The 21532-nt window shown below is 53.3% G+C and carries 22 protein-coding genes; 7 read left to right on the top strand and 15 right to left on the bottom strand.

Going from position 1 to position 21532, the window contains the following annotated elements; genetic code table 11:
• Positions 1-273 precede the first annotated feature (273 nt).
• Positions 274-1569, bottom strand: coding sequence for a phosphate regulon sensor histidine kinase PhoR (gene phoR / locus ACLD4F_RS11530; protein ID WP_000893642.1), 1296 nt, complete (start codon positions 1567-1569; stop codon positions 274-276).
• 69 nt (positions 1570-1638) lie between these two features.
• Positions 1639-2328 carry a phosphate response regulator transcription factor PhoB gene (gene phoB, locus ACLD4F_RS11525; protein ID WP_000113918.1) on the bottom strand — a complete coding sequence of 230 codons (690 nt, stop codon included), beginning with the start codon at positions 2326-2328 and terminating at the stop codon, positions 1639-1641.
• A gap of 214 nt (positions 2329-2542) precedes the next feature.
• Here phoB and sbcD point away from each other — a divergent pair, with 214 nt between their 5' ends.
• From sbcD to araJ, 3 genes are all read left to right on the top strand, one after another.
• Complete coding sequence (sbcD, locus tag ACLD4F_RS11520; protein ID WP_039589587.1) at positions 2543-3745, top strand: exonuclease subunit SbcD; 1203 nt, start codon at positions 2543-2545, stop codon at positions 3743-3745.
• On the top strand, positions 3742-6882 hold the full coding sequence (sbcC, locus tag ACLD4F_RS11515; protein ID WP_411010849.1) for an exonuclease subunit SbcC: 3141 nt from the start codon (positions 3742-3744) through the stop codon (positions 6880-6882). Before sbcD ends, sbcC begins: the two co-directional genes overlap by 4 nt.
• 172 nt (positions 6883-7054) lie before the next feature.
• Positions 7055-8227, top strand: a complete 1173-nt coding sequence (gene araJ, locus ACLD4F_RS11510; RefSeq protein ID WP_000755630.1) for an MFS transporter AraJ — start codon at positions 7055-7057, stop codon at positions 8225-8227.
• A gap of 21 nt (positions 8228-8248) precedes the next feature.
• On the opposite strand, the gene mak is transcribed toward araJ, so the two are convergent.
• Entirely contained in the window at positions 8249-9157 is a 909-nt protein-coding gene (mak, locus tag ACLD4F_RS11505; protein ID WP_079944533.1) for a fructokinase, read from the bottom strand.
• A gap of 125 nt (positions 9158-9282) precedes the next feature.
• Here mak and rdgC point away from each other — a divergent pair, with 125 nt between their 5' ends.
• Positions 9283-10194, top strand: coding sequence for a recombination-associated protein RdgC (gene rdgC, locus ACLD4F_RS11500; RefSeq protein ID WP_000964305.1), 912 nt, complete (start codon positions 9283-9285; stop codon positions 10192-10194).
• Positions 10195-10231: 37 nt separating this feature from the next.
• Here the strand turns inward: rdgC and ppnP are convergent, their stop codons facing one another.
• The 5 genes from ppnP to ACLD4F_RS11475 form a co-directional block, all read right to left on the bottom strand.
• A complete protein-coding gene (ppnP, locus tag ACLD4F_RS11495) occupies positions 10232-10516 on the bottom strand; it encodes a pyrimidine/purine nucleoside phosphorylase (RefSeq protein WP_000941953.1) in 285 nt (94 codons plus the stop codon).
• A gap of 70 nt (positions 10517-10586) precedes the next feature.
• Positions 10587-11264 carry an AroM family protein gene (locus ACLD4F_RS11490; protein WP_001276437.1) on the bottom strand — a complete coding sequence of 226 codons (678 nt, stop codon included), beginning with the start codon at positions 11262-11264 and terminating at the stop codon, positions 10587-10589.
• Positions 11265-11514: 250 nt separating this feature from the next.
• Positions 11515-11706, bottom strand: a complete 192-nt coding sequence (gene yaiA / locus ACLD4F_RS11485; RefSeq protein WP_001143161.1) for a protein YaiA — start codon at positions 11704-11706, stop codon at positions 11515-11517.
• Between the two features lie 26 nt (positions 11707-11732).
• Positions 11733-12278 (bottom strand): shikimate kinase AroL, encoded by a 546-nt coding sequence (gene aroL, locus ACLD4F_RS11480; protein ID WP_000983569.1) that lies wholly within the window; start codon positions 12276-12278, stop codon positions 11733-11735.
• 184 nt (positions 12279-12462) lie between these two features.
• Positions 12463-12918, bottom strand: a complete 456-nt coding sequence (locus ACLD4F_RS11475) for a YaiI/YqxD family protein (RefSeq protein WP_000158136.1) — start codon at positions 12916-12918, stop codon at positions 12463-12465.
• A 139-nt stretch (positions 12919-13057) separates the two neighbouring features.
• Between ACLD4F_RS11475 and proC the strand changes: the two genes are divergently transcribed.
• A complete protein-coding gene (gene proC, locus ACLD4F_RS11470; protein WP_000412193.1) occupies positions 13058-13867 on the top strand; it encodes a pyrroline-5-carboxylate reductase in 810 nt (269 codons plus the stop codon).
• 14 nt (positions 13868-13881) lie between these two features.
• On the opposite strand, the gene adrA is transcribed toward proC, so the two are convergent.
• The 5 genes from adrA to ACLD4F_RS11445 form a co-directional block, all read right to left on the bottom strand.
• Positions 13882-14994: a diguanylate cyclase AdrA gene (adrA, locus tag ACLD4F_RS11465; protein WP_000484097.1), complete on the bottom strand. Its 1113-nt coding sequence runs from the start codon at positions 14992-14994 to the stop codon at positions 13882-13884.
• A 91-nt stretch (positions 14995-15085) separates the two neighbouring features.
• Entirely contained in the window at positions 15086-15406 is a 321-nt protein-coding gene (gene psiF / locus ACLD4F_RS11460; RefSeq protein ID WP_079944532.1) for a phosphate starvation-inducible protein PsiF, read from the bottom strand.
• Positions 15407-15758: 352 nt separating this feature from the next.
• Positions 15759-16019: an anti-adapter protein IraP gene (iraP, locus tag ACLD4F_RS11455; protein WP_001518423.1), complete on the bottom strand. Its 261-nt coding sequence runs from the start codon at positions 16017-16019 to the stop codon at positions 15759-15761.
• A 296-nt stretch (positions 16020-16315) separates the two neighbouring features.
• On the bottom strand, positions 16316-17527 hold the full coding sequence (locus tag ACLD4F_RS11450) for a multidrug efflux MFS transporter (protein ID WP_076726145.1): 1212 nt from the start codon (positions 17525-17527) through the stop codon (positions 16316-16318).
• Between the two features lie 168 nt (positions 17528-17695).
• Positions 17696-18409 carry an extensin family protein gene (locus ACLD4F_RS11445; RefSeq protein ID WP_000480794.1) on the bottom strand — a complete coding sequence of 238 codons (714 nt, stop codon included), beginning with the start codon at positions 18407-18409 and terminating at the stop codon, positions 17696-17698.
• A gap of 77 nt (positions 18410-18486) precedes the next feature.
• Between ACLD4F_RS11445 and ddlA the strand changes: the two genes are divergently transcribed.
• Positions 18487-19581, top strand: a complete 1095-nt coding sequence (gene ddlA / locus ACLD4F_RS11440; RefSeq protein ID WP_076726143.1) for a D-alanine--D-alanine ligase — start codon at positions 18487-18489, stop codon at positions 19579-19581.
• Positions 19582-19606: 25 nt separating this feature from the next.
• Here ddlA and ACLD4F_RS11435 read toward each other — a convergent pair whose 3' ends face one another.
• Positions 19607-19822, bottom strand: a complete 216-nt coding sequence (locus ACLD4F_RS11435; RefSeq protein WP_079944531.1) for a DUF2754 family protein — start codon at positions 19820-19822, stop codon at positions 19607-19609.
• Positions 19823-20089: 267 nt separating this feature from the next.
• Here ACLD4F_RS11435 and ACLD4F_RS11430 point away from each other — a divergent pair, with 267 nt between their 5' ends.
• The gene (locus ACLD4F_RS11430; RefSeq protein WP_000763139.1) at positions 20090-20398 is read left to right on the top strand and encodes a YaiY family protein; all 309 of its coding nucleotides are present in this window, start codon (positions 20090-20092) and stop codon (positions 20396-20398) included.
• A gap of 37 nt (positions 20399-20435) precedes the next feature.
• Here the strand turns inward: ACLD4F_RS11430 and yaiW are convergent, their stop codons facing one another.
• Positions 20436-21530 carry a surface-exposed outer membrane lipoprotein YaiW gene (gene yaiW, locus ACLD4F_RS11425; protein WP_023182347.1) on the bottom strand — a complete coding sequence of 365 codons (1095 nt, stop codon included), beginning with the start codon at positions 21528-21530 and terminating at the stop codon, positions 20436-20438.
• Between the last annotated feature and the right edge of the window lie 2 nt (positions 21531-21532).

Raw genomic sequence — 21532 nt, 5'->3', positions numbered from 1 at the left:
GATTTACCGCGCAAATGCAGTCGTAATGACAGCACCTGAAGCGCAATTTAAACGCTTATAACGTTTTAAAGCAAGGTGGGATCTAAAAACCAGATGAATATAGCGATATGAAATTTACAACCAGAATAAAACACCATTCTCATGAAAAAGTTATGGCTAATCATGCGAACAAAAAATCACCAAACGTTGAATGTTTCAACGAGACCATCTTAACTGCAAAGAAAATAAGCCAGCATCCGCTGGCTTATGGAAAGTTATACTTACGAAAGGCAATTAATCGCTATTTTTGGCAATTAAACGTTCCGGCAGCACAAAGCTAAATCGCGTTCCTTTGCCAGGCGAACTGTCGATTTCAAGGCGGCTTTCATGGTGATTCAACGCATGTTTCACAATCGCCAATCCCAGGCCGCTGCCGCCCGTTTGCCGCGAACGCGCTTTATCGACGCGGTAGAAGCGTTCGGTCAGACGAGGAATATGCTCGGCAGCAATTCCCGGACCGTTATCTTGAATGCAAAATTCAGCGCCATGCGCGGCACGTCGCCAGCTCACCGTAATATGCGTTCCCGCCGGCGTATGGTTTACCGCGTTATACACCAGGTTTGAGATCGCGCTACGTAGCTGCTCTTCATTGCCCAGTACGCTAAGACTATCGTCGACCTCAAACGTAAAGGTATGTTTCTGCTGGCTGAGCGTCTGCGCTTCACGCTCCACGACCCGCAGCATCATTGGTACATCCACTTTTTCATTTAATAACAGCGCCGGGGCCGCCTCAATTTTAGACAGCGTAAGCAGTTGTTTTACCAGCCCTTCCATACGATACGTTTGCTCGCGCATCGTATGCAGCGCTTTCTCTCGCGTCGCCCCCTCCAGCGCCTGTTCCTGCATCATTTCCAGATAGCCTTGCAATACCGTCAGGGGCGTACGCAACTCATGGCTAACGTTGGCGAAAAAGTTACGTCTGGCGCCTTCAAGCTGATGCATTTGCGTCACATCGCGCGCCACCATCAGGAGTTGTTTATCGGTATAAGGCATAACGCGGATCTCCAGATGCCGCCCGGTATTGAGCACCAAATGAAGCGGACGGGTGAAATCACGCGTTTTTAAATACTGGGTAAACTCCGGATAACGCAGTAGATTGAGAATATTCTGCCCGTTGTCATCCGGCCAGCGTAGCCCCAGTATCTGTTGCGCCAAACCGTTACACCAAAAAATACCGCCCTCTTCTGTGGTCAGTACCACGGCATCAGGCAGCGACTCCGCGCCGCTGCGAAAACGTTTAATCAGGTTCCCCAGCTCGCGGCGACGCTTCTTATTTCGCAACTGCATCTGGTGTAAACCGTATAACAGCGGTTCCCAACTTCCCCGTCCCGGCGGCGGCGTCATACTTCTGTCGACCCAAAGCCACCAGGAGAGGCGTAATAAATTCCAGAAATGCCAGACAAGCAGTCCCGTCACCGCCGCCAGTAAAAACCACGGCAGATAACCAAAAAAAGCGCTAAGGATAAGCGCGGGGATGCAACAGAGCACCAGCTCCAGCACCAGCCTTTTCCATGACAGCCGTTCCAGCACGCGTCATACTCCCTCAAGAATGGAAAGCCTTCTCCGCCAGAAACCTGTGTTCTACTGGCGGAAAAGGCATTAAAAGCGGGTCGAAAAACGATACCCTGTCCCGCGTACCGTTTGCACCATCCGGTCATGGCCGCTGTGCTCCAGCGCCTTACGCAAACGGCGAATATGCACGTCGACCGTCCGGTCTTCAACGTACACATTGGTGCCCCAGACATGATTGAGTAGCTGTTCGCGGCTGTAAACCCGTTCCGGGTGCGTCATAAAGAAATGGAGTAATTTAAATTCGGTCGGCCCCATATCCAGCGGGCTGTCGCCGGTCATCACGCGGTGAGAGCCAGGATCAAGGCTCAGTCCCTGCATCTCGATCACCTCTTCGACCGCCATCGGCGAGATGCGCCGCATAACAGCTTTAATGCGCGCCACCAACTCCTTGGGGGAAAACGGCTTGGTAATGTAATCGTCAGCGCCGGTTTCCAGCCCGCGCACGCGATCTTCTTCCTCACCTCTCGCGGTCAGCATAACCACCGGAATATCCCGGGTCAGGGCTTCACGTTTGAGATGTTTAATAAACTGTAACCCTGACCCGCCGGGCAACATCCAGTCAAGAAGGATGAGATCCGGCCAGGGTTCATTAAGTTTATTCACCGCACTGTCATAATCTTCGGCTTCTACGGGCTGAAAGCCATTTTGTTCGAGCACGAAGCACACCATTTCACGGATCGGCGCCTCATCTTCTACGACCAGAATACGTCTCGCCATAATTTGCCCTGTTAGTCGTTAGTTATCAATGCCGCGCCATTATGCGTCAGATTTATGACAGATTTATGAAAAAAAAAGGCGGCATTGATAGCATGTTGATGATTTATGACACCGGTGAAACCGTGCATTACCGTGTACCGGCGGTAAATTGCGCCCAAAAATGGAGGGGATGACGTGTATAATCCCGTTCACGCTTTTTTTGCATGGAACAATTATGCGCATCCTCCACACCTCTGACTGGCATCTGGGACAAAACTTCTACAGTAAAAGCCGCGCCGCGGAGCATCAGGCTTTTCTGGACTGGCTGCTGGAGACCGCGCAGGCCCATCAGGTGGATGCCATTATTGTCGCTGGCGATATTTTTGATACCGGTTCGCCGCCAAGCTATGCCCGAGAACTTTATAACCGTTTCGTCGTTAATTTACAGCAAACGGGCTGTCATCTGGTGGTGCTAGCCGGTAATCATGATTCCGTCGCCACGCTAAACGAGTCGCGCGACATTCTGGCGTTTCTCAATACAACCGTGATCGCCAGCGCGGGCTATGCGCCGCGGCTACTTCATCGTCGCGACGGTTCTCCGGGCGCCGTACTGTGCCCCATTCCCTTTTTGCGCCCGCGCGACATTATTACCAGTCAGGCGGGATTATCCGGCAGCGAGAAACAGCAGCAACTTCTTCATGCAATTGCCGATTATTATCAACAGCAGTATCAGGAAGCATGCCAGCTACGCGGCGAACGAAAGCTGCCGGTTATCGCGACGGGGCATTTAACCACCGTCGGCGCCAGCAAAAGCGATGCGGTTCGCGACATTTATATCGGTACGCTGGATGCCTTTCCGGCGCAGCATTTCCCCCCAGCGGATTATATCGCATTGGGACACATTCACCGCGCGCAATGTGTCGGCGGCACAGAGCATATCCGCTATTGCGGCTCGCCCATCGCCCTCAGCTTTGATGAGTGCGGCAAAAGCAAATGCGTGCATCTGGTGACCTTCGAGCAGGGAAAATGGCAAAGTACCGAAAGTCTGGCTGTCCCCGTGACTCAACCGTTGGCGGTTTTAAAAGGCGACCTGGCATCAATTACCGAACAGCTTGAGCAGTGGCGCGGCGTTGAGCAATCGCCCCCCGTCTGGCTGGATATTGAAATCACAACCGATGACTATCTGCACGATATCCAACGCAGAATACAGACATTAACGGAGTCACTCCCCGTAGAGGTATTACTGGTGCGCCGTAGCCGCGAACAGCGCGAGCGCTCGCTGGCGAACGAGCGGCGGGAAACATTAAGCGAGCTTAGCGTGGAAGAGGTTTTTGCGCGGCGTCTGGCGCTGGAAGCGTTAGATACCCCGCAGCGCGAGCGCCTGAATCAGCTCTTTTCCAGCACGCTCTACGCGTTGAATGAGGAGCATGAGGCATGAAAATTCTCAGTTTGCGTCTGAAAAACCTGAACTCGCTGAAAGGAGAATGGAAGGTCGACTTTACCGCCGAACCGTTTGCCAGTAACGGGTTATTCGCCATTACCGGCCCGACCGGCGCGGGAAAAACCACCTTGCTTGACGCCATCTGCCTGGCGCTGTACCACGAAACGCCGCGCCTGAATACGGTATCGCAGTCGCAAAACGATTTGATGACGCGCGATACGGCGGAATGTCTGGCCGAAGTAGAGTTTGAGGTAAAAGGCGAAGCCTGGCGCGCGTTCTGGAGCCAGAACCGAGCCCGAAATCAGCCTGACGGCAATCTCCAGGCCCCACGCGTGGAGCTGGCGCGGTGTTCAGACGGAAAGATCTTTGCCGATAAGGTAAAGGATAAACTGGAGATGATCGCCACGTTGACCGGGCTGGACTACGGGCGCTTCACCCGTTCGATGTTGTTATCACAGGGGCAGTTCGCCGCCTTTCTTAACGCCAAAGCGAAAGAGCGCGCAGAGCTTCTGGAGGAGCTCACCGGCACTGAGATTTACGGGCAGATCTCCGCACAGGTATTTGAAAAACATAAATCAGCCCGTCTCGAACTGGAAAAGTTACAAGCGCAGGCCAGCGGCGTCGCCCTATTGGCGGACGAACAGTTACAGCAACTGGAAGCCAGTTTGCAGGCGCTTACTGACGAAGAGAAACGCCTGCTGGCCGACCAGCAGGGACAGCAGCAGCACCTTCACTGGCTGACCCGAAAAAACGAGCTCCACACTGAATTACACGCCCGGCAGCAGGCGCTGTACGCGGCGCAAGAGGCGCGAGAAAAAGCGCAGCCGCAGCTCGCGGCGCTGACGCTGGCGCAACCTGCTCGCCAGTTGCGCCCGCATTGGGAGCGCATTCAGGAACAAACCCGCGCCGTTGAGCGTGTTCGCCAGCACAGTGATGAAGTGAATGCTCGCTTACAAAGCGCGTATCGCCTGCGCCAGCGTATCCGCGCCTGCGCGCATCGACAATTCACGCAACTGAACGCCACAGGGCAGCGGTTGAAGACATGGCTGGCGGAACACGACGGCATCCGCGTCTGGCGCAGCGAACTGGCGGGGTGGCGAGCATTATTAACACAACAATCCCACGATCGGGCGCAACTGAGCCAATGGCAACAGCAGTTGCTGAGCGATACGCGTCAGCGTGATGCGCTACCGCCGCTCACGCTCGACCTCACGCCACAGGCGCTGGCGGAAGCCAGGGCATTGCATACCCGGCAGCGTCCGCTACGCCATCGTCTCGCCGCGCTTCAGGGGCAAATTCACCCGAAACAAAAGCGTCAGGCGCAGCTACAGGCAGCTATCGCGCGTCATCATCAGGAACAGGCGCAATACACCCAACGTCTGGCGGATAAGCGCCTGAGTTATAAGACTAAAGCGCAGGAGCTTGCGGACGTTCGCACTATTTGCGAGCAGGAGGCGCGCATCAAAGATCTGGAAAGCCAGCGGGCGCACTTACAGTCCGGCCAGCCGTGTCCGCTTTGCGGCTCGACGACGCACCCCGCCATCGCCGCCTATCAGGCGCTGGAACTGAGCGCGAATCAAACCCGCCGCGACGCGCTGGAAAAAGAGGTCAAAACGCTGGCGGAAGAAGGCGCGGCGCTGCGAGGACAGTTAGATGCCTTAACGCAACAATTACAGCGGGATGAAAGCGAGGCGCAGTCGTTGTTGCAGGAGGAGCAAGCGCTTACTGAGGAATGGCAAACGCTATGCGCTACGCTGGGCGTTCAGCTCCAGCCGCAAGAAGACCTCGCGGGCTGGCTGGCCGCCGCGGAAGAGCATGAGCAACAGTTGGATCAGCTCAGCCAGCGTCATGCTCTACAAACGCAAATCGCGGCGCATACTGAACAGGTAGCGCGCTTTACCGCGCAGATTGCGCAGCGTCAGGCGTCGCTGACGGCTGATTTGGCGCAGTATACGCTTTCCCTTCCAGCGCCAGAAGACGAGGCTTCGTGGCTGAATGAGCGCGCCGACGAAGCGAAAATATGGCAACAGCGTCAGACCGAGTTCGCGGATTTGCAAACGCAGATCGACAGGCTTGCCCCGTTGCTGGAAACGCTACCGCAAACGGATACCGCGGATTCCGACGACGACGTGCCGCTGGATAACTGGCGGCAGGCGCATGATGAGTGCGTGTCATTACAAAGCCAGTTGCAAACCCTGCAGGAACAAACGACGCAGGAGCAGCAGCGCGCCGCCGAGGCGATAGCGCACTTTGATGCGGCGTTAAAAAATAGCCCGTTTGACAGCCAGGCAACGTTCCTGGCGGCGTTGCTGGATGAAGAGACCGTGACCCGTCTGGAAAAACAACAACAAACGCTGGAAAGTCAGCTACAACAAGCGAAGGCGTTAAGCGCGCAGTCCGCGCAGGCGCTGGCTGACCATCAGCAACAGCCGCCCGCCGGTCTGAACCCAACGTGTACGGCGGAGCAGCTCGCGCAGCGGCTGGCGCAGTTGGCGCAACAACTGCGTGAAAACACGACACGCCAGGGGGAAATCCGCCAGCAAATTAAACAGGATGCAGATAATCGGCAGCGCCAACGGGCGCTGATGGCGGAAATGAAACAAGCCTCTCAGCAAGTGGAAGACTGGGGCTATCTCAATGCGCTGATCGGCTCTAAAGAAGGTGATAAGTTCCGCAAATTCGCCCAGGGACTGACGCTGGATAATCTGGTCTGGCTGGCGAATCATCAGCTCACCCGCCTGCATGGCCGCTATTTATTGCAGCGCAAAGCCAGCGACGCGCTGGAACTGGAGGTTGTCGATACCTGGCAGGCCGACGCCGTGCGCGATACGCGAACGTTATCAGGCGGCGAAAGTTTCCTGGTCAGCCTGGCGCTGGCGCTGGCGTTATCAGATTTGGTCAGCCATAAAACGCGCATTGATTCTTTGTTCCTCGACGAAGGCTTCGGCACGCTTGATAGCGAAACGCTGGACGCCGCGCTGGATGCGCTCGACGCGCTGAATGCCAGCGGGAAGACCATCGGTGTGATTAGCCACGTGGAAGCCATGAAAGAACGTATCCCTGTGCAGATAAAAGTGAAAAAAATCAATGGGCTTGGTTATAGCAAACTGGACAAAGCGTTTGCTGTGGAGTAACGCGAGTGTCATCCTGCGCACAGCATACCGTCATGACATAGCATAATAATGAATACACAAAGACGGATAAGGAATGGTATTACCTCGCGCTTATCCGCAAGCTATACGTTGATTGGCTGTGACAATTCACAGCCACAGCGCGCAACATGCGCCTTTATTTTCGGCAGGTGGTATGAAAAAAGTTATTTTTTCTTTGGCGCTGGGTACGTTCGGACTGGGGATGGCCGAGTTTGGCATTATGGGCGTGCTGACGGAGCTGGCACGCGATGTCGGGATAACAATTCCCGCCGCCGGGCATATGATCTCGTTTTACGCCTTCGGCGTCGTGCTGGGCGCGCCTGTTATGGCGCTCTTTTCCAGCCGCTTTTCGCTTAAACATATACTGCTGTTTCTGGTCACGCTGTGCGTGATGGGCAATGCCATATTTACCTTTTCCTCGTCATATCTGATGCTCGCCGTCGGCAGACTGGTTTCCGGCTTTCCGCACGGCGCCTTTTTTGGCGTCGGCGCCATTGTCCTGTCAAAGATTATCCGCCCCGGGAAAGTCACCGCCGCCGTCGCGGGTATGGTTTCAGGGATGACGGTGGCGAATCTGGTGGGCATTCCGGTCGGCACTTACCTGAGCCAGGAATTTAGCTGGCGCTACACCTTTTTATTGATCGCGGTTTTCAACATCGCCGTGCTCACCGCAATTTTCTTCTGGGTGCCGGATATTCGCGACAAAGCCCAAGGCAGCCTGCGCGAGCAGTTCCACTTCTTGCGTAGCCCCGCGCCGTGGCTCATTTTCGCCGCCACGATGTTCGGCAATGCGGGCGTTTTTGCCTGGTTCAGCTATATCAAGCCATTTATGATGTACATCTCCGGTTTTTCGGAGACGAGCATGACGTTTATTATGATGCTGGTCGGGCTGGGGATGGTGTTAGGCAATCTGTTAAGCGGCAAACTCTCCGGCAGATATACTCCGCTGCGCATCGCGGTAGTGACTGACCTCGTTATCGTGCTCTCTCTCATGGCGCTCTTTTTCTTCAGCGGATACAAAACGGCATCGCTGACTTTCGCGTTTATCTGCTGCGCTGGTCTGTTTGCGCTCTCTGCGCCGCTGCAAATCCTGCTGCTGCAAAACGCCAAAGGCGGCGAACTGCTGGGCGCGGCGGGAGGGCAAATCGCCTTTAATCTCGGTAGCGCGATTGGCGCCTGGTGCGGCGGGCTGATGCTGACGCTAGGTTTTGCGTACCACTACGTGGCGCTTCCCGCCGCCCTGCTCTCGTTTTCCGCCATGTCGTCGTTGCTGGTATACGGACGTCTAAAACACAAGCAGCCATCGGTCACGCCGGTTGCCGGATGACGCGCCATCCGGCTAAAAACGTTACGCCAGCGGCCACAGCCAGGCCGCGCCGCGCACGCCGCTCGAATCGCCATGCCGCGCCTTACGTACCGGCGTCTCGCACTCGCCGCCAAAAACAAACGATTTCATCAGCGACGGAACCGTCTTGTACAGGCGCTCAACATTGCTCATACCGCCGCCCAGCACAATGACATCCGGATCCAGAATATTCACGACATGAGATAATGCTTTCGCCAGCCGCAGCTCATAACGGCTTAACGCCAGTTCCGCCACGGCGTCCTGCGCGTCGACCAGACGAATAATCTCATCGCCTTTTAGCGTTTTACCGCTCAAACGCTGGTAATCCGTGGCGAATCCCGTACCGGAAATAAAGGTTTCGATACAGCCTTGTTTACCGCAATAACAGGGAATTTCTTCGCGGTAACGCAACTCATCGTCATCCATCCACGGCAACGGATTGTGGCCCCATTCACCTGCCGTACCGTTGCTGCCGATGTGCGCCCGGCCATTTAGCGCTACGCCCGCGCCGCACCCGGTACCGATAATCACCGCAAATACCGTTTGCGCCCCCGCCGCCGCGCCATCTACCGCTTCCGATACCGCCAGGCAATTGGCATCGTTGGCTAACCGCACTTCACGCTTCAGACGACGGCTCACATCGCTATCGAACGGCTGGCCGTTAAGCCACGTAGAGTTAGCGTTTTTTACCACGCCGGTGTAAGGCGAGAGAGAACCGGGAATGCCAATGCCAACGCTACCGGTCTGGCCGGTCGCCTGTTCCGCCATGTCGACCAGCGTAGCGATGGTTTCTATCGTTTGCTGATAATCCTCCCGCGGCGTAGGCAGACGATGGCGAAACCGCTGCTCTCCTGCATCATCAAGCGCAATGACTTCCGTTTTTGTGCCGCCTAAATCGATACCAATACGCACATACCGCTCCTCATTTTTTGGGAATATCAACAGGGTAGAATTCACCGTTCTGATTGGCAATGCAAGCCTGCCGACAATTCGTTACTATACCGCCTGGATTTAACGACAAGGCCGTGGAAATTATCATGCTGTGGTTCAAAAATTTAATGGTTTACCGTCTTAGCCGCGATATCACATTACGCGCCGAAGAGATGGAGAAACAGCTCGCCTCAATGACGTTTACCCCATGCGGTAGCCAGGATATGGCCAAAATGGGCTGGGTTCCGCCGATGGGCTCTCACAGCGATGCGTTAACGCACACCGCCAATGGCCAAATTATTATTTGCGCGCGCAAAGAAGAGAAAATCCTGCCATCGCCAGTGATTAAACAGGCACTGGAGGCGAAAATCCAGAAACTGGAAGCCGATCAGGGACGCAAGCTGAAGAAGACGGAAAAAGATTCCCTGAAGGATGAAGTGTTGCATTCGTTGCTGCCGCGCGCGTTTAGCCGCTTCAGTCAGACAATGATGTGGATTGATACCGTTAACGGCCTGATTATGGTTGACTGCGCCAGCGCGAAAAAAGCGGAAGATACTTTAGCGCTACTGCGTAAAAGTCTTGGCTCGCTGCCGGTCGTCCCGCTGGCGCTGGAAAATCCGATTGAGCTGACGCTCACCGAGTGGGTGCGCTCCGGTACGGTCGCTCAGGGTTTCCAGTTGCTGGACGAAGCCGAATTGAAAGCGATGCTGGAAGATGGCGGCGTGATCCGCGCGAAAAAGCAGGATCTGGTCAGCGACGAGATCGCCGTTCATATTGAAGCGGGTAAAGTGGTCACGAAGCTGGCGCTCGACTGGCAGCAGCGCATTCAATTCGTCATGTGCGATGACGGCTCCATTAAGCGTCTGAAATTCTGCGATGAGCTGCGCGACCAGAACGAAGATATCGACCGGGAAGATTTTGCCCAACGTTTTGACGCGGACTTTATCCTGATGACCGGCGAGCTGGCGGCGCTGATTCAAAGCCTGGTGGAAGGATTAGGCGGCGAAGCGCAGCGCTAACCAGATGGCCCCTCTCCGCCGGAGAGGGGACTCACCGTTACAAATAGCGGCACAGATACGAGGTGGGCTCAGCAACCTGGAGATGAAACTCGCTGTGGCCAGGCACGTTAAACACCTCACCGGCTGTATACACTTTCCATTCGACAGTTCCCGGCAACAGTACCTTCAACGCGCCGCTCACAACCGTCATCTCTTCGGGTTCGGCGGTGCCAAATGTATACTCCCCTTCCGCCATCACACCAACGCTGGCCCGGCCGGTGCTACTGCTGGTAAATCCAATAGACTTCACTTTCCCGGAAAAGTATTCATTGCTTTGTAGCATAATCAGGCCCCGTCTCATTATTAAATTAACACCCAATATAGAGTCCTGACGTTCGGCCTGTCACGTAAAATTAGACAAGCAGTTCTGAAGCTAACCGCGCAATCAAAACGTTAGAGAGTAAAACCGGCACATCCAGCGCCTGCTGTAAAATATCCCGATGACGCTGATGAAAACCCAGACAATCCAGCATAATGACGTCCGCGCCTTGATCCAGTAGCGCCTGCCCGGCATCAATTAACTGTTGCTCAGAACCGTGAACCGGATTCGCCAGCGAATACACCGGCGGCATTTGCAATACCTGCCATTTTTTCTCCTGGGCCGCCAGAAGTTCTGCAACAGGCACAATCACGCCCACCTGATGCCCATCCACAATAGAGGCGACAAGCGGTGGAATAATACGCAGCGGTTCAAGCAAAATAGAATTACGGGCTGCCATACTTTTAATCGCCGCGGTGCTCATCAGTATAATGACATCATAACCCTGGTTATCCAGCACCTCGACAACGCTCTGTAAATCTCGCTCCACCTTCTGGCGGGAAACATGGGCTATCTGGTTATCATTCAGCAACGTCAAAAGCGGATCGTCGCCAGGCTCTACAGCGTAATCCGCCATAACGTCTTCCCGGCTCATTTTTCCCAGCAGGCTATGATGGGTGATGTGTTGTTCGTCGATGTATTCCGTCAGAAGCGGTAACACTTCGCTCATTGGCACAACGCCGATTGTGAGGATTGCCAACGACGCACTCATTTTTATTCCACCTTATTACTTCGTCGTAATTCCCGGGCAAATATTCACACGCTCACCGCGCTACCTGCCCTACAAATCTCAGAAAGCGTAGCAGCAGATGAGCAACGTATTGTGTAAAGATTCCAAATAACTCCAATATTGTATTGTTATCGCTTAATTTACGGTTTTAGTTGCCAGTATAAATGTTTCAAGAATGTGATGGAGATACAATTTAGGGGTACTCAGAATCCCTTCCGAGTGGTTCATGCGTCTATGATTTATCCGGATCTTCGTAACGTTTTTTCGCATCCATCGCTTCTTCTGCGGTCGGATGCTCGCTGATGAGCGAATCAGGTTTCGGATGGTCAGCCCGTAGCTGATACCACGTCACCGTCTGGCCCGGCGTGCCTTTTTCAATGGTGACGATATAAGCCTCCCGCGGATAAGGTGGTCTGGTTGGCATAGCGTTTCCTTTATTCTGGGTGAGCGTTAAGTATAGACATCTCCCTGTAACCGTTGCGTCGACGGCGGCAGCGCCGCGATAATTTCAGAAACGACCTGGGCCGGCGCTTTCGTCGCGTCAATAATGTAATGCGCCGTTTCGCGATACAACGCGTCACGCTGCTCAAGCACTTCCCGAACCTCTTCGCTCAACGGCTTGCCGGTGAGGGTCGGGCGCAGATCCGCTTCAGGTTCAGCCTCAAGCCGGTTAACCAGCGTGGATACCGGCGCGCACAGATAAATCACTACGCCAACACGGTGCATATAACGTCGGTTATACTCCGTGAGAATAATACCGCCTCCTGTCGCCACGACAGTCGAAGGCGCGCTTACCGCCTCCAGGGCCGCGGTTTCCCGGGCGCGGAACCCTCCCCAGCCTTCTTTTTCAACGATATCAGCGACGCTCATCTGCACGTGCGATTGCAGCCAGCGGTCGGTATCCGCAAACCGGAAACCGGTTGCCTGCGCCAGCGCCATACCGATGGTGGTTTTCCCACAGCCCCGCGGGCCAACAAGATAAAGAGGTTGCATCATAGCAGGCGTTCCCCCAGGAACTGCGCATACGCAGGATTTGATATCAGCAATGTTATAATCATATCATCTAACTAGTACAACGCATAAATGTAAATAATGATTTACACAAAGGTACTAAAGTCACAATATTAGTACTATAGCAAGAATCAGAAATGAATAAACTGTAAATTTTTCATTACACGATTTATTTTTTACGCTGGTTTTCCAGCCACCACTTATCCAGCTCGGCGGCAAAATGCTGACGATCGCGCGGCGAGAGAGTGTTTGGTCCCCCCGTTTGTACGCCGCTGGCGCGTAGCGTGTCCATAAAGTCACGCATCGTCAGACGTTCGCGAATCGTGGCGTCGCTATAGCGTTCTCCCCGGGGATTAAGAGCCGCAGCACCTTTTTCCAGCACTTCAGCCGCCAGCGGAATATCTGCGGTAATCACCAGATCGCCCGCTTCGCATTGACGGACGATTTCGTTATCCGCCACGTCAAACCCGGCGGCCACGCGGAGCGTGCGGATAAAACGCGAAGGCGGCACGCGCAAGGCCTGATTGGCAACCAGAATAAGCGGCAACTGCATCCGCTCGGCGGCGCGGTACAAAATTTCTTTAATGACATTCGGACACGCATCCGCATCCACCCAGATGGTCATAATGTCTCCCGTACGGTATACAATCTTTTATTGTCTCGCGCTTTTGCCTTTCATCAAAGTGCTGTTTCTCCTTCTGCCCGTTTTCAATCCGCGTTAAGCTAACCATTCCCCATAACACACAAACATAGGGAGTGACGAGATGGAGAAGAAAATCGGTTTTATTGGCTGCGGTAATATGGGCAAGGCTATTCTTGGCGGACTGATTGCCAGCGGTCAGGTACTTCCCGGCCAGATCTGGGTCTACACCCCCTCCCCCGATAAAGTTGCCGCCCTGCATGACCAGTACGGCATTAATGCGGCGCAAAGCGCGCAGGAAGTCGCTCAGGTCGCGGATATCGTTTTCGGCGCGGTAAAACCGGGCATTATGGTGAAAGTGCTCAGTGAAATCTCCTCCAGCCTGAACAAAGACTCGCTGGTGGTCTCTATCGCCGCAGGCGTAACGCTTGATCAGCTTGCGCGCGCGCTGGGACACGACCGTAAAATCATTCGCGCTATGCCGAATACGCCGTCGCTGGTCAACGCAGGAATGACCTCCGTCACGCCCAACGCGCTGGTCACACCGGAAGATACAGCTGATGTGCTGAATATTTTCCGCTGCTTTGGCGAGGCGGAAGTGATTGCTGAGCCGATGATCCATCCGGTGGTTGGCGTGAGCGGATCTTCGCCGGCCTATGTCTTTATGTTTATCGAGGCGATGGCGGACGCTGCCGTTCTGGGCGGTATGCCTCGCGCTCAGGCTTATAAATTCGCCGCGCAGGCCGTCATGGGGTCGGCGAAAATGGTACTCGAAACCGGAAAGCATCCCGGCGAACTGAAAGATATGGTGTGCTCGCCTGGCGGAACGACGATTGAAGCCGTACGCGTTCTGGAAGAACGTGGCTTCCGCGCTGCGGTAATAGAAGCGATGACGAAGTGTATGGAAAAATCAGAGGCGCTCAGTAAATCCTGAAGCCCGGCTGGACGTCATGCCGCCACTTCGGTGCGGTTACGTCCGGCATTCTTTGCTTTGTAAAGCGCCATATCCGCAGACTTTAACCATTCCCGATAATGACCGATTTGTGGCGTTAACGGCGCCACGCCCACGCTGATACGTAACATGACCTGCGGCGCGCCCGGCAAGCGTAAGGTATTTAGCCGTTCATGCACTCGCGACATGGCGGTAATCGCGCTGTCTGCCGGCGTTCCGCACATAATCACCGCAAATTCGTCGCCGCCAAAGCGCCCGATAATATCACTCCCGCGTAGCGTTATCTGTAATTGACGCGTCAGGGCGATAATAGCCTCATCCCCAACATCATGTCCCCAGGTGTCGTTAATGCTCTTAAAATGATCGATATCGATAATCAACAATGTCGCCTCCCGATGGTGGCGTCGGCTGTGATCGAATTCATTACGTAATAAAATTTCCCAGTGGCGTCGGTTATAGACGCCGGTCATGCCATCCCGCGAACTCATCGCCTGCAAGCGTCGCTTATGTTCCGCTAATTTAATGGCCGTTTGATAACTTACCCAGGCGAACAGAAGCGGATACAACATAATGACGGGCAAAGAGAGCGTGACTTCCAGCGATGAGCTTCGCATAGCGACGGGTAGCCCGGTAAGCTGCAACGTCACCAGACATGACGCCAGCAAAAGGCCCATTCCGACAGTGAATAGCCGCCGCCCGCCAGCGCCCATCAGATTCATGCTCATCATCATAAACAGCGCGGCGGCAGGCAACATATTGACGCCCATCAACGCGATCCACATGCCGGAGAGGATCGCATCCACTTTCAGGTTGTAAATTTCCTGGCGTAGCGGATCAAGGGCTTTCGCCGCCCACTGCCACGCCAGATGCGGCCAGACAAAAGACCAGCCGACCAGCAATAGCCACCAGCCGCCAAAGACAGGTTGCGACACTAACACGGCGGCTACCGGTAAAAACATCCCCCCTAACCCCACCGCGCGCGGTAGCCTGATGCGCCGGGCGAAGCGCAATCCGGAGCGCTGACGATCATCAGAAGGGTCAGGCGGCGCTACCGCCTGTTCAACCGCTTTTCGGTAAAAATTTTCATCATTCATTATTTTTGGGAACATTTAGAAACAATTTTCCCAAATTATAGAAACAGAGCGCATGGAGGAAGTATGAAATTTCGGGTGAGTGTTTTTCAGGGCTCACCCGATAGCACTACGCCGCTTTTTTCAGGCAGGCGCTCATAAACTTGCTACGGTCATCGCCTTTCAGGGATTGTTCCGTCGCCTGAACATTGCATTCACGCATTTTCTGCTGTTGCGGCGTCAGGCTTTTCTCGCCAGGGGCTGACTGACTGTTTTTCAGGCAGTCGCTAAGGTAGGTTTTACGCGCATCGCCTTTCAACGCTTGCGCTGTCGCCTGCTGATTACAGGTCGTCATGCGCTGCTGTTGCGGCGTTAACGATTTCTCGGTTGCGCCGACGGCGGTTAAAAAGACCAGGCCAAAAAGTAAAGTCACCAGTAATGTTATTTTCATAGCACCATCCTTTTGTCAGTGTACACATTACACGTTGTCCCTTTGGGAAATATCCCAGGGACTTTATATAAGTCTGGCCGTTACTGGCAAAAATACCACCCGGTTGTAAAAGTATTACTTACCGTTAGCAATAGATTTTTTATTGATTGACAAACCGTAGGCTAATGTGCAATTCGATTATCCACAGTCACACTGGCAGGATGCAGAAGAACAGCGCATAACGTTACACTGTTATTACCATAGCCGCTTCGTTTTTATTTTGCTCTGTATTAACCAGAAGAAAATAAAAACGAAGCGGCTATGTTATTTCATAAAAGTAACGTTATAACAACTGTGTTGTTTTAAAATACGATTAGTGCCGGGGGTGTCTCAGCAACTTTTTTACATATTGGCGCAGCAATTCCGTATCGTGATCAGGAACGCTGGCATCCGGCTTTACGCCTTCAAGTGCCCCCTCTACCTGACGTATCAACATCTCCTGCTCGTTTTGCGCCATGTTACGTAACATTGCTGTGACGATAATCTCTAACGCTTCTACCTGAGCAACCAGTTCTTTCGACTCTTCTTCTTTTTGGGCTAGCTTAAGCAACAACTCTGCTATGAGATTTTTCATGACCATATTTCCTTATTAGTTCCAGGGTGACGTTATCACTATGAAGAACCACTGCCTAGAGGCTGAAAGTACTATTTTTATGATACAGGAAGAACTTTACACAAATAATTATCACTGTCGCCGCAGCGAAACGTTTCTCAGACCGAAAACGAGACGATAATAAACCATCAAAAAACAATAATCACGCTATATCATAATTTAAGGTTATGCCATCTATAGAAAAACTTCACGGATAAAGAATATATCTTTTAATTTAAACCATATCGTAACGGCAGAAGCGCCGTTACGATGCACCGCTATTGGACTTTCGCTTTTTGCGCGTTACGCCGACGACGTAACGCCAGGGTCAGTTGTCCAATATTGATCAACACGATCGCCGCCGTAGCGATAAAAACCCAGCGGAAACCGGCCATCGCCGATACCGTCGCGCCCATCAACGGCCCAACCACGTTGCCCAGGTACATAAATGACTGGTTGTAGCCAAAAATACGTCCGGTAATTTGGTCGCTGGAGTATTTCACCAATAACGTTTGTACGGCGGGTAACATCGCGCCATCGGCAAAGCCCAACAAGAAACGCAACAGTCCCAACTGGAACGGCGTGGTGACCCAGGACATCGCGAAGAAAAGCAGCACTGCGCAGATAAGCGTGGCCATCAGAATTCTTTCCGTGCCGATTCTGTCGCCAAGTTTTCCCAGGCGAGGCGCGGAGATAAGCGCGGAGATACCGGGCACCGAGGCGATTAACCCGCTAAGAAAGGCGATGTTATTACTGTCCGGCATCATTGATTTGATAAACAGCGCCAGGATTGGACTGATGGAACCATTACAGAGTTGAATGACCATCGTGGTAAAAAACAAACTGATCACCAGCGCAGGATAAGGTAACGACGCAAAAACGGCTTTACCGCTCAGGCGTTCGCTTTTCTTGATGACCGGACGCACGCCTTCTTTAATTAAAAATAGCGTGACCAGAAAGCTCACCACCAACAGCATGGCGGTAATCAGGAATACCGCCCGCAGCCCGATATGATCCGCGACAAAGCCGCCCATTAACGGCCCGCCGATAACGCCGCTGATCTGCGCGGTAGAAAGCGTACTGAGCGCCCAGCCGCTACGTTCGCGCGGTACCTGAGAGGCTACCAGCGCCATGGCATTGGGGATATAGCCTGACGTTAACCCCATGATTCCGCGCAGCAGGAAAAGTTGCCAGACATGGGTCGCAAATGCCTGCAGTAGAATAGCTATCGCCATCCCGAGCGACGCGCGCAATAGCATCAGTTTACGCCCTTTACGATCGGCGAGACTGCCCCACATCGGCGACACAATGGCGGAAATAAGAAACGTGATGCTAAACGTTAACCCGGACCACATTGATAACGCTTCATGGGAAGAGACGCCAAGCTGGGAAATATAAAGGGGTAAGAATGGCAGGATTTGGCTGATTGCCAGCCCGGTAAAAAAACATCCAAACCAAACGGAAATTAGATTAACTTTCCAGGATTCCATAAGACTCGTAACGGTAAGTAGCTGAAAATACGCGTTAGCTTAGCAAGTTCTCTTTTTCCTGGTGGTTCCAGAGGTGCGATACGTCACACTTTGCTATTTTGTCTCCCCGTTCATCATTTTTGTGAAACATGTCACATTATATAGCCACGCAAGGCAGACGTTTATGCTTTAACGACACACGCCGTAGCCCCGCATTCCAAGATGAAAATGGTTAGCATGAGCAGCGTTATAGTCAGGCCCGAGCCCATTGCCATAATAATGGCAACTGGCGTTTAACATAGCGCGTAACCAGGGCCCCGTCTCCTGACGCCCCCAGCCGCGCAGAACAGTGATTTTTCGGCCATCTGATAGCTGAAACCCGCTGACATCCAGCGCTTCTGCGCTGGCATGTTCACTGCGACGCGCATCCGGGCGGTGATAAATATTACGGCAGGCATAGCTGCCCAGATGTTCGATGCGGGTCAGGCGGCGCTTCATCCACGTTTCTGTTAAAGGTTTTGCCTGCTGTTCGACAAACAGCGCGGAGCGCAGCGCCAACGGGCATGAGGCTAAAAAACTGCTGCTCAGTTTGACCTGGCCAAAATCTCTGACGCGCACAACATGGGACAAGGGACATTCACCAGCGCTATCCGCAACAGGTTGTGATGAAATTAATCCCTGTTGATTGGCCGCCGTCAACAGCTCCCGGCACTGCGACGGCGTCAGGCGCTGTAGTTTGAAGGTAGTGATCCAGCCTGGCGGATCGGCAAGTTGTAGCGGAGCAAAAGGATTATAATAAGAGGGAAGATAACGATATCCCAGTCCGCCAATGCCGCCCAACAGCACAATAATCAGAAAACCCTTACCTCTCACGCGGCCTCCGTTCTCACATCCCATAAACATTATGGCAGAACCCCGCGAAACCCGCGTTTTGTCGTGGTAATGTATACGCTTTGCATTCGATGGAATGGGTTTTTAAGATGGCGAAATTGCGGGTAGGAATAGTATTTGGCGGTAAGTCGGCGGAACATGAAGTGTCTTTGCAATCAGCGAAAAATATCGTTGATGCGATCGATAAAACCCGCTTCGACGTGGTGCTGTTAGGGATAGATAAGGCAGGACAATGGCATGTTAACGATGCGGAAAATTATTTGCAGAATGCAGACGATCCGGCACATATCGCGCTACGTCCTTCGGCAATCAGTCTGGCCCAGGTGCCTGGCAAACACCAACACCAGTTGATTAACGCCCAGAACGGGCAGCCGCTACCGACGGTAGATGTTATTTTTCCTATCGTCCACGGTACGCTGGGCGAAGACGGCTCATTGCAGGGGATGCTGCGCGTCGCAAACTTACCGTTTGTCGGTTCAGACGTGCTGAGCTCCGCAGCCTGCATGGATAAAGACGTCGCCAAACGACTGCTACGCGATGCAGGACTGAATATCGCTCCGTTTATTACACTCACCCGAACGAATCGTCACGCGTTTAGTTTTGACGAGGTTGAATCCCGTCTGGGACTGCCGCTGTTCGTTAAGCCCGCCAATCAGGGCTCTTCGGTCGGCGTTAGTAAAGTCGCTAACGAAGCGCAATATCAGCAGGCGGTCGCGCTGGCTTTCGAATTCGATCATAAAGTGGTGGTGGAGCAAGGGATCAAAGGGCGCGAGATCGAATGCGCCGTATTAGGTAACGATAACCCACAGGCCAGTACCTGCGGCGAAATCGTACTGAATAGCGAATTTTACGCCTACGATACTAAGTATATTGATGATAACGGCGCACAAGTTGTCGTGCCTGCGCAGATCCCTTCCGAGGTGAATGACAAGATCCGCGCGATCGCGATCCAGGCTTATCAGACGCTGGGGTGCGCGGGTATGGCGCGTGTCGATGTCTTCTTAACGGCAGACAATGAGGTCGTGATTAACGAGATCAATACGCTGCCAGGTTTTACCAATATCAGTATGTATCCAAAACTCTGGCAGGCGAGCGGATTGGGCTATACCGATTTGATCAGCCGTCTGATTGAGCTGGCGCTGGAACGCCATACGGCGAATAACGCCTTAAAAACCACGATGTAATAGCGCACGCCCGATAGCGCAACGTTTATCGGGCGTCTTTTACCTCATCATCTTCGCGCCGGCGCATGATGAACCCCGCCAGCCAGAAGCTGATAATCCACGTTACCAGCCCAACGCCATAGGTTTGCCATCCTTTCGCCTCAAAACCCAGCAATCCTACGACACCATTCAAAATAAAGATAAGGCCAATAGAGAAGGCATAGTAGTGCCAGTCACGACGAATTTTTACAGGCAAACGCATAACGACTCCGACGTATTAACAGCAACAAAAACGTATTTTTGCATACTTCTTGCGAGCGAGTCTGTGGGGGATACGGAATTTCTTAAATGTTAATTGATTTTGATAAAAGTGATCGTTTTGTGACAACTAACAAAAATTTACGCGATGGATACATTCCGTATGTGAAATTACCATGATTCTGATATTGACAAACACAATGACCTGTCAGACTTCACAGTAAGCCGATGGCATAACGCCAGATCGTAGCCGATCATCCTGGAGGTCTTTATGGCTGATTTCACTCTCTCAAAATCGCTGTTCAGCGGGAAGCATCGAGAAACCTCCTCTACGCCCGGAAATATTGCTTACGCCATATTTGTACTGTTTTGCTTCTGGGCCGGAGCGCAACTCTTAAACCTGCTGGTTCATGCGCCGGGCATCTATGAGCATCTGATGCAGGTACAGGATACAGGTCGACCGCGGGTAGAGATTGGGCTGGGCGTCGGGACGATTTTTGGCCTGGTGCCCTTCCTCACGGGCTGCCTCATTTTCGCCGTTATCGCCGCGTTTTTACGCTGGCGTCACCGTCACCAATAAACCTTAGCGCGCTGGAGAAAATATCCCAGCGCGAAATTTATCGCCCCATACACCGCGCCCGCCGCTCATCAACTCGTTTAGCAAACCAGGCGGTCGTCAGCTTACGCGTAATCTTCGGACTTTCCAGTTGAATACCGGGCAACATTTCCCGCGCAAGCGTCTTACCCGTTTTGGCCTCGGCCAGTTTATAGACTTTCTTGTAGAGCGCCGTTTTTTCAAACGCCAGGCTATCGCCTTTCTCCAGTTGGCTGCGAATTTCACGCTCACTCATTCCCAACTGCCCTGCCAGTTTGCGCACCGCTAACTCTGTTTTGCCCGGCTCCTTGCTGTTATAACGAATCAGATCGCCATCCAGCGCCAGTTTTACCCCACTGGCTTTACTAACGGCATTCTGGAACGCAGCGTTACGGCTGGCGTACCATCCCGCGTTGAAATCGGCGAAGCGGAAAACAGGCGCGCTGTAGTTCGCCGGGTAATTCAGCAAATGGTAGGTTCCAAACCACAATCCGCCACGGCGCGTAAAGACCTCCTGACGTACCGTACCCGTCATCTTCCACGGATAGCCTTTCGCGTGCTGTTCGGCAAAGGCAATGCTGACCTGCATCGGGCCGCCCGTATGCACCGGGTTATATGAGCCAAATAGCGTCTGCCCCATAGGGACCATATTGATAAAATCGTCAAAAATAGCGCTAAGCTGTTTTTCGGTTTTTACCGTGTCCAGGCGTTCGCTATAGCTTTTGCCGTTGGGGGAGTTAATTTTCAGCGCGGTGTGCACCAGAAACAGCGGAATGTGTAGTCGTTCAGCGCGGCGATCAATCTCCTGCCAGGCGATTTTACTTAGCCCCGGCACGACAGGATCCGCCTGATAACCGGACTCCTGCTGGGCGACAGCCAGCACCGAACAGATATTTTCTACCGTCGGCGCCAGCCCCTGGCTCTTAAATGTTGTCGCGATATCTTTCGCCCAGGCCTCTCTGTCTTTGACAGTGGCCGGCATTTTCTGACGAACTACGCTTGCCACGTCGACAGGCTTCTCGCCCTTGCTCACCGGCTGCCCGGATTGACTACTACAGCCAGCCAATATGGCGACCGCCAGAAAAGGCAGAGGATAAAGACGGGACGCCGCCGACATAA

Source organism: Salmonella sp. 741265050_HSA (genome assembly GCF_046569445.1).
GTDB classification, from domain to species: Bacteria; Pseudomonadota; Gammaproteobacteria; order Enterobacterales; family Enterobacteriaceae; genus Salmonella; species Salmonella enterica.
The sequence above is the reverse complement of the archived record's forward strand: the minus strand, read 5'-3'. Positions and strand labels throughout refer to the sequence as shown.